The following is a 6,787-nucleotide window of genomic DNA, read 5'->3' as shown; positions in this document are numbered from 1 at the left end:
TTACAATATGTTAATAAGGGAAAAAAAAGGTTTCTACAATTCAAGGCTGTCGCAAGGTGACCCGTTCTACCGCCTGTTCCTCAGCGACTCGTGTCTCGGCAAAGCATGTTATGACAATTGCAAATTCAAGTATGACCACTCATCGGCTGACATACGTATCGGAGACTTGTGGGGCAAAACCTATAAGGACAACGAGGATGGCGTGAGTGTGGCCGTTGCTTTCACGGAAAAAGGTGATGAACTTTTACATAAGTGTAGTTGCACATTGGTTGAGCATCCGTTTGAGATGGTGGCGGAAGGGCAGATGAAAACATCTCCTCAAAGGAATTCATTATATAATCAAATAACAAAAGTATTAAAGGAAAAAGATGTTACACTACTTCACATAATCAAATGTTTAAATAGAATTCGTCTTGTTAATCGTTGGAAAATGCGTATGTATCATCCATTACATTCTCTACATAACTTAATACTTAAAATTATTAACCATGATAAGAGAAATAAAGAATTCTAATATAATGTTTTCAGCCTTTGTGTTCTTTTTTACAATGTTTTTTAAATGGGAAAGTTTGAACCCAACATACGTAGGATGGATACACAATGGATTGATTCTGCTTTTTTGTATTATCAATTACAGAATAATCAAAAATATTTCCATCAAAAATTACAAATGGATTAATATTTTTGTTGTAGTATGGGGAATTGTAGTTGTCTATTCTGCATACATAAATCAGAATACAACTTATGATGTTGAGACGTGGAATAGATACATGCAAAATTTTGATACAACAACGTTAAGTGCAAAACGTTATGATCATACTTATTATTTTGTTCTAAAAATAATAATGTTTGTGTTGTATTTTCAATCTTTAAATCAATATAAAAAAGGACAAATCTTTCTTAAGTATTTGTTTTATTTTTTGCTTCCTTTTGTGCTCATATCTGATATCAATGGGTTTGTTTATAAAAGTGAAGGTATAAGTGGTTACGAGGTTGGCAATAAGTTCTATTTATGTTATTTAAATATATTTCTAGTAACCATATATTTGCTTTATAAAGAAAGAAATAAGCAAGTAAATAAAAATGTACTTATATTATTATTAATTACTTTTCTGCTTGCTTTAAAAACAAAATGTACTACAATGATTATAGGGGCAATACTATATTTCTTGTTTACATTTATTTTTAAAAATAATAAATTTCGTGATCGATTATATAACCCATGGTTCTATCTTATATGTCTTTTTGTTTGTGACATCTTATTTTTTATATCAGTAACTTGGCTTCTCCAAATACCGATTATTCAATATATAATCGTAGACATTTTAGGTGAAGATTTAACTTTAACAGGACGTGTAAATATGTACGCCCGATTAGGTGACGTTCTAAATGAATGTCCTTTATACGGTTTTGGTATAGGCAATGCCCATCTTACTACTATGATGTACGGCGTTGGAGATAATGCGCAAAATGGATTGCTAAATTTATTTATAGAATGTGGGTTACTAGGCGTTGCCTCCTACTTTATAATACTTCTACTGATGATTAAACGAGCCTCTCAAAATTTATCAACATATCCGATAATGTGCTTTATCTATATGATGTTGATATTGTCTTCTATTGAGGTTACGTTTACACTATATTTTACAGCAATTATGATTCTTTTAGTTCTTAATGTTACAAATAAAAATAGATTTGAGAAATCCAATAATATAATAAAAATAGCAAAACAATGACTACTGTTGGTATAATTACTATGCATACTCCATTAAATTATGGTTCATATCTCCAAACATATGCCACATATATGTTTTTAAAAGAAAATGGTTATTCTCCAACAATTATCAATTATAAATATCCAACAAACTATCATAAGCAATTGGCGCAAAATAATAATGCACCAGAAATTAGACATTCATTTATTTATAATAAGATTTCAGGATTATGCCGAAGATTATTGAAAGTCAATTCTGACGAATTAAGAAAAAAAATGCAATCTTTCTATCTACAGAATCTTACGTTTACTAAGGAATATAATTCTGCCGAAGAATTGAAAAAAGATCCCCCCTTATTTGACATATACTTATCTGGTAGTGATCAGATTTGGAATCCACTATATATAGGTAAAGATACTACTTATATGCTTTCATGGGTTCCAGAAGGAAGAAAAAAAATTGCATTTTCATCGAGTTTTGCTTTAACAGAACTACCAAGTGAATATTTTTATTTATACAAAGAGTCTTTAGAAAAATATCAAAGTATTTCTATTCGGGAATGTTCAAATATACCACAGCATCTTTTGGGGCATAATGTTCCTGTAACCATAGATCCGACATTATTATTCCCCAAGAATAAGTGGAAACAATTGGTGAAATCAACTCCTATTGTGAAAGGAAAGTATGTTCTTTGCTATTTACTTGGATACAAATTTAATCCTAACCCATATGCATTGAAATTAGCCAAGCATATTGCTAACAAAATTGGCGCAAAAGTTGTTGCTATAGGCGGAGAGCCAATTAATGTTTTGAAAGGAATTAAGGTTATTCCCAATTGTGGACCAGAAGAATTTTTAAATTTATTTTATTATAGTGAGTTTGTTATAACCTCTTCTTTTCATGGGACAATTTTTGCACTGAATTTTGAAAAGCCTCTTCTTTCAATTGTAAGTGATACTTCAACAAAAGACAACAGACAAATATCATTTTTGAACAGGTTAGGATTGAAAGAACAATGTGTTATAAAAAACACACCATTTGATAATATTTCGATGCCAGTTATAAAAAAGGAAGCCATTGATAAATTAGACTCTTTGAGAGAAATGTCTGTAACTTATTTCTTGAATGCCCTATCACTTTGATTCTTTTAGATCATAAACCTAAAAATATGAATACACCAAATATCTCTATTATTATCCCATGTTACAATGTGGAGAAATATTTTAATCGCTGTATAAATACAATTGTTAATCAGACATTAAAAGATATAGAAATCATTCTTGTTGATGATGCCTCACCAGATGGAGTTCCCACTTTATGCGATGATTGGTGTAAAAAAGATCCTCGTATAAAAGTCTTTCACAAAAAAGAAAACGAGGGATTAGGATTCGCTCGTAATACAGGATTAGATGTAGCCTCAGGAGAATATGTAGCTTTTGTAGATTCTGATGATTATGTGGATGTAGCAATGTATGAAATTCTCTACAATAAAGCGAAAGAAACAAATTCGGATATTGTATATTGTGGAGTAAAATCAGAAAATAAAGAAGGGCATTTTGTTGACATCAGTGATTATAACGTTGAAACCACATTTAATAAAGAGCAACTGGAAAGTTTATCTATAAACTATTTCGATCCCCCTGAAGGAACGCATTTGCATTTTATGTCTGTATGGCATTCAATATATAAACGAGAAATTGTAGGTAATCTACGGTTCTATTCTGAACGTGAGGTTTGTTCTGAGGATTTACCATTTCAGGTAGCTATTTTACTAAAAGCTAATATAGTAACATATATACCGAACGCATTGTATTATTATTGTTTAAATGACACAAGTTTATCACGTACATTTAACTTTGAAAAATGTTTTAGATATTTCACATTGGCAACTATAATTGAAAGGTATTATTCAAAAAGTCAAGAAGCACATGTATGGAGATTTTTCTTCAAATTTAGTCAATTTTTTATTAGATGTTTAATTCGTGCAGACATGTCATATATTGAAAAAATAAGATGGCTTAAAAAGTTTTGTGAGCATAAGAAAATTGTCAAGCATTTAAAATCTACTAAAAATGAACTTTATAAAAGACCCAAAAGGCATTTGACAAAACTATATTTCTTTGCAATGACAAAAAATCAATCCTTTTTACTTTATTTAACAGCAATGATTGACGAATATATAATATGTAATAAATGTGGAGTAAAATCATTCAATAAATGCATACACCACATTAAATTCAAAAAATAAGACTTGTTCTTTTACAATTAAATTATTTCCCTTAAGGGTACTAGGTACTATAATATCATTATTAGGAATACAAATCAGAAATATGAAAAAAACTAGGCTACTTTTTGTCATTCACCGCTTAGATGCTGGAGGAGCGGAAAAGAGTCTTATTTCATTATTAAATTCACTGCCTTTGGATTTATTTGATATTGACTTAATGGCAATAAATCCTAATGGAATTTTCAGAAATCAAATTCCTGAAAAGGTACATTTGATTACCGCATCCCGTGAACTAATTTGCAAAAGTGAGAAAATAACATCAAAACGTTTCTGGCAATATACAAATATTAAAACTTTACTTATAAAGGTGGCCTGCATATTAGGCGACCGTTTGCGCAGTAATAACAGCAAGAAATTAAAAAGTCGCGGACAATTTGACAATGACATTTGGAAAAGTCATATTCCTGATTGCAAGAATGAATACGATGTAGCCATAAGTTACATGGACGGAGTTAATTACTATGTTATAGACCATGTAAAAGCAAAGCGAAAAATACTATGGTGTCATAACGACTATAATAAACTGGAATACAAACCAGAATATGATGAAAAATATTATGGAAAGGCATACAAGGTATGTACAATTAGTGATGTTTGCAAAAAATCATTAGTCGAAAATTTTCCAAAATTAAGTGATAATTTTAAGGTTGTCGAAAATATATCTTCAGCTCGTATCATCAACACACAAGCCAAAATGCATGAAGAAATGAAACATGCTAATGATGGATTTGCTGAAGACCGACGTCTTAAAATAGTTTCAATTGGACGACTGTCAGAGCAAAAAGGTTTCGATTATGCCGTAGAAGCAGCGAAAGCTATTAAAGATAAGGGGCTTGAATTTGGATGGTATGTGCTGGGAGAAGGGCCGTTAAGAAGTAGTTTAGAAGAGCAGGCAAATGATTGTGGTGTGAAAGAAAACATAAAATTCATTGGCATTCGCTCAAATCCTTATCCTTATATTAAAGACGCTGATCTCTATGTGATGCCATCACGTTATGAGGGGAAAAGCATAGCATTGGACGAAGCGAAAATATTATGTAAGCCGATAGTTGTTACGAATTATCCATCTGTAGGAGATGCCATCATAAATGGTAAAAATGGATTGATTGTTGATATAAATGCACAAGCGATTGCCAACGGCATAATGAAACTATACAATAACAAGGGCCTCCGAGAAGAGCTTGTCTCGAATTTGAAACAGGAAGATTGCAGCAATGAAAAACAAGTGGTAGCAAAGTTCTTAGAATTGGTAAAATGATATGTACAAAAAATGAATGCTTCTAATATTCTAAAAATCATTAAGAAATCAGGAATTGGGAAATATCTATGTCAGTTGTTGCTTCCCGTTGTGCATGACAAGATTGATTGCAGTGAAACAAACATTCATTTGTCAAGAACACTTCTTCAAAGTATTTCTGCAGATCCATGTCAGTCTTGTATTCGGAATAAACCTCAAGTAAGTACCAAACAGTATGATTTGCAAGTAATTGTGCCTGCATATAACACAAGCAAATATATCGGGACATGCATAGACTCCGCTCTTAATCTACCGATTTCCAGTAGCTTAATTGTTACGGTCATAAATGATGGTTCAACAGATAATACAGGGGAAATCTTGAAAAAATATAGCAAGGACAATCGTGTAGAAATTATCACTCAAGACAACCGTGGATTTTCAGGCGCAAGAAATAGAGCTTTAACAGAAATAAAGGGACGGTATATAACTTTTCTTGACAGCGATGACGAATTTGTTGGGGGGGGGAATTTTTTAGATAATCTTATACATCTTGCTGATATTGAAGGACTTGATATAATTGAATGTGGTTATATTACTTTCACAGAAGAACATAATATAAAAACGTTTCGCCATGCGAATACCATTTCCAATGATACAAGTATTTTATATGGCTATCCATGGGGAAAATTAATAAGAGCTAATCTGTTTGAAAAAGTCCAATTTCCGGAAGGGTATTGGTTTGAAGACACGTTAATGTCTTTTATTATATTCCCAATGTGCCAGAAAATTGCGACTTCGGCAGATATATTATACCGTTATCGTATCAATCCATCAGGTATTTCTGCAACAGCAAAAAGAAAATCAAAAACAATAGATTCATATTGGATAACAGAGCAACTGTTAACTGACAGGACAGTATTAGGTCTCAAAAGCGATGAGGCATTTTATAAAATAATGTTGAAGCAGATAAAAATTAATTATTCGAGAATACATAGCTTGGGGAGAAAAGATGTAGACCAAGCGGTGTTTATTTTAACATCTAATTTGTTAAATGAATATTTTTCAAAATACAAAACGGAATCACCACTAAGCACAGCACTCAGTAATGGTAATTTCGCGCAATATAAATTATTAAATGATTTAACATAACAGGGCATATCCTAATTTTTGACTGTATCGAAATGCTTAAGAATCAACTCTTCTTATCTGATAAGAGGGTCAAATAATAATTCAAATCAATTATCCTTTTTTGTTTTATGAAAATAGTAGAAATCGTATTCCACTTGAACTCAGGTGGGGCAGAACGTTTTGTAGTTGATTTAAGCAACGAACTTTCAAAGACAAACGAAGTTGTCCTACTTGCATTGAAAGAGGACAAGTCTAACCCTGAGGAATTTTTGTTCTATAAATTTGACTTGTCTGAACGTGTCAAATATAAAAACGTAGGGCTTCCGTCTTATTCTTACAAGCCTTCTACCATGTGGCAGGTCTACAAGGCAATAAAGGCGGAGAATCCAGACGTTGTACACATGCATGCCGCAGGAATGC

General features: G+C 31.8%; 6 protein-coding genes and 1 pseudogene. All 7 read left to right on the top strand.

Annotated elements, in window-relative coordinates:
- Positions 1-514, top strand: a pseudogene (locus QVO66_RS11300) (Coenzyme F420 hydrogenase/dehydrogenase, beta subunit C-terminal domain); the annotation flags it as partial.
- On the top strand, positions 489-1,736 hold the full coding sequence (locus QVO66_RS11295) for an O-antigen ligase family protein (protein WP_021855608.1): 1,248 nt from the start codon (positions 489-491) through the stop codon (positions 1,734-1,736). The pseudogene QVO66_RS11300 and the gene QVO66_RS11295, both read left to right, overlap by 26 nt.
- Positions 1,733-2,857, top strand: coding sequence for a polysaccharide pyruvyl transferase family protein (locus tag QVO66_RS11290; protein WP_021855607.1), 1,125 nt, complete (start codon positions 1,733-1,735; stop codon positions 2,855-2,857). The genes QVO66_RS11295 and QVO66_RS11290 overlap by 4 nt, the downstream gene beginning before the upstream one ends.
- Before the next feature lie 26 nt (positions 2,858-2,883).
- On the top strand, positions 2,884-3,963 hold the full coding sequence (locus QVO66_RS11285; RefSeq protein ID WP_021855606.1) for a glycosyltransferase: 1,080 nt from the start codon (positions 2,884-2,886) through the stop codon (positions 3,961-3,963).
- An 82-nt stretch (positions 3,964-4,045) separates the two neighbouring features.
- A complete protein-coding gene (locus QVO66_RS11280; RefSeq protein ID WP_021855605.1) occupies positions 4,046-5,260 on the top strand; it encodes a glycosyltransferase in 1,215 nt (404 codons plus the stop codon).
- Between the two features lie 12 nt (positions 5,261-5,272).
- A complete protein-coding gene (locus tag QVO66_RS11275; protein ID WP_021855604.1) occupies positions 5,273-6,388 on the top strand; it encodes a glycosyltransferase family 2 protein in 1,116 nt (371 codons plus the stop codon).
- A gap of 107 nt (positions 6,389-6,495) precedes the next feature.
- Positions 6,496-6,787: glycosyltransferase family 4 protein (locus QVO66_RS11270; protein ID WP_288172837.1), on the top strand; the 292-nt coding region annotated here is incomplete at its 3' end.

This window comes from Prevotella sp. CAG:255 (assembly GCF_000431195.1).
GTDB classification, from domain to species: Bacteria; Bacteroidota; Bacteroidia; order Bacteroidales; family Bacteroidaceae; genus Prevotella; species Prevotella rara.
This window is presented reverse-complemented; position numbering and strand designations above follow the sequence as displayed.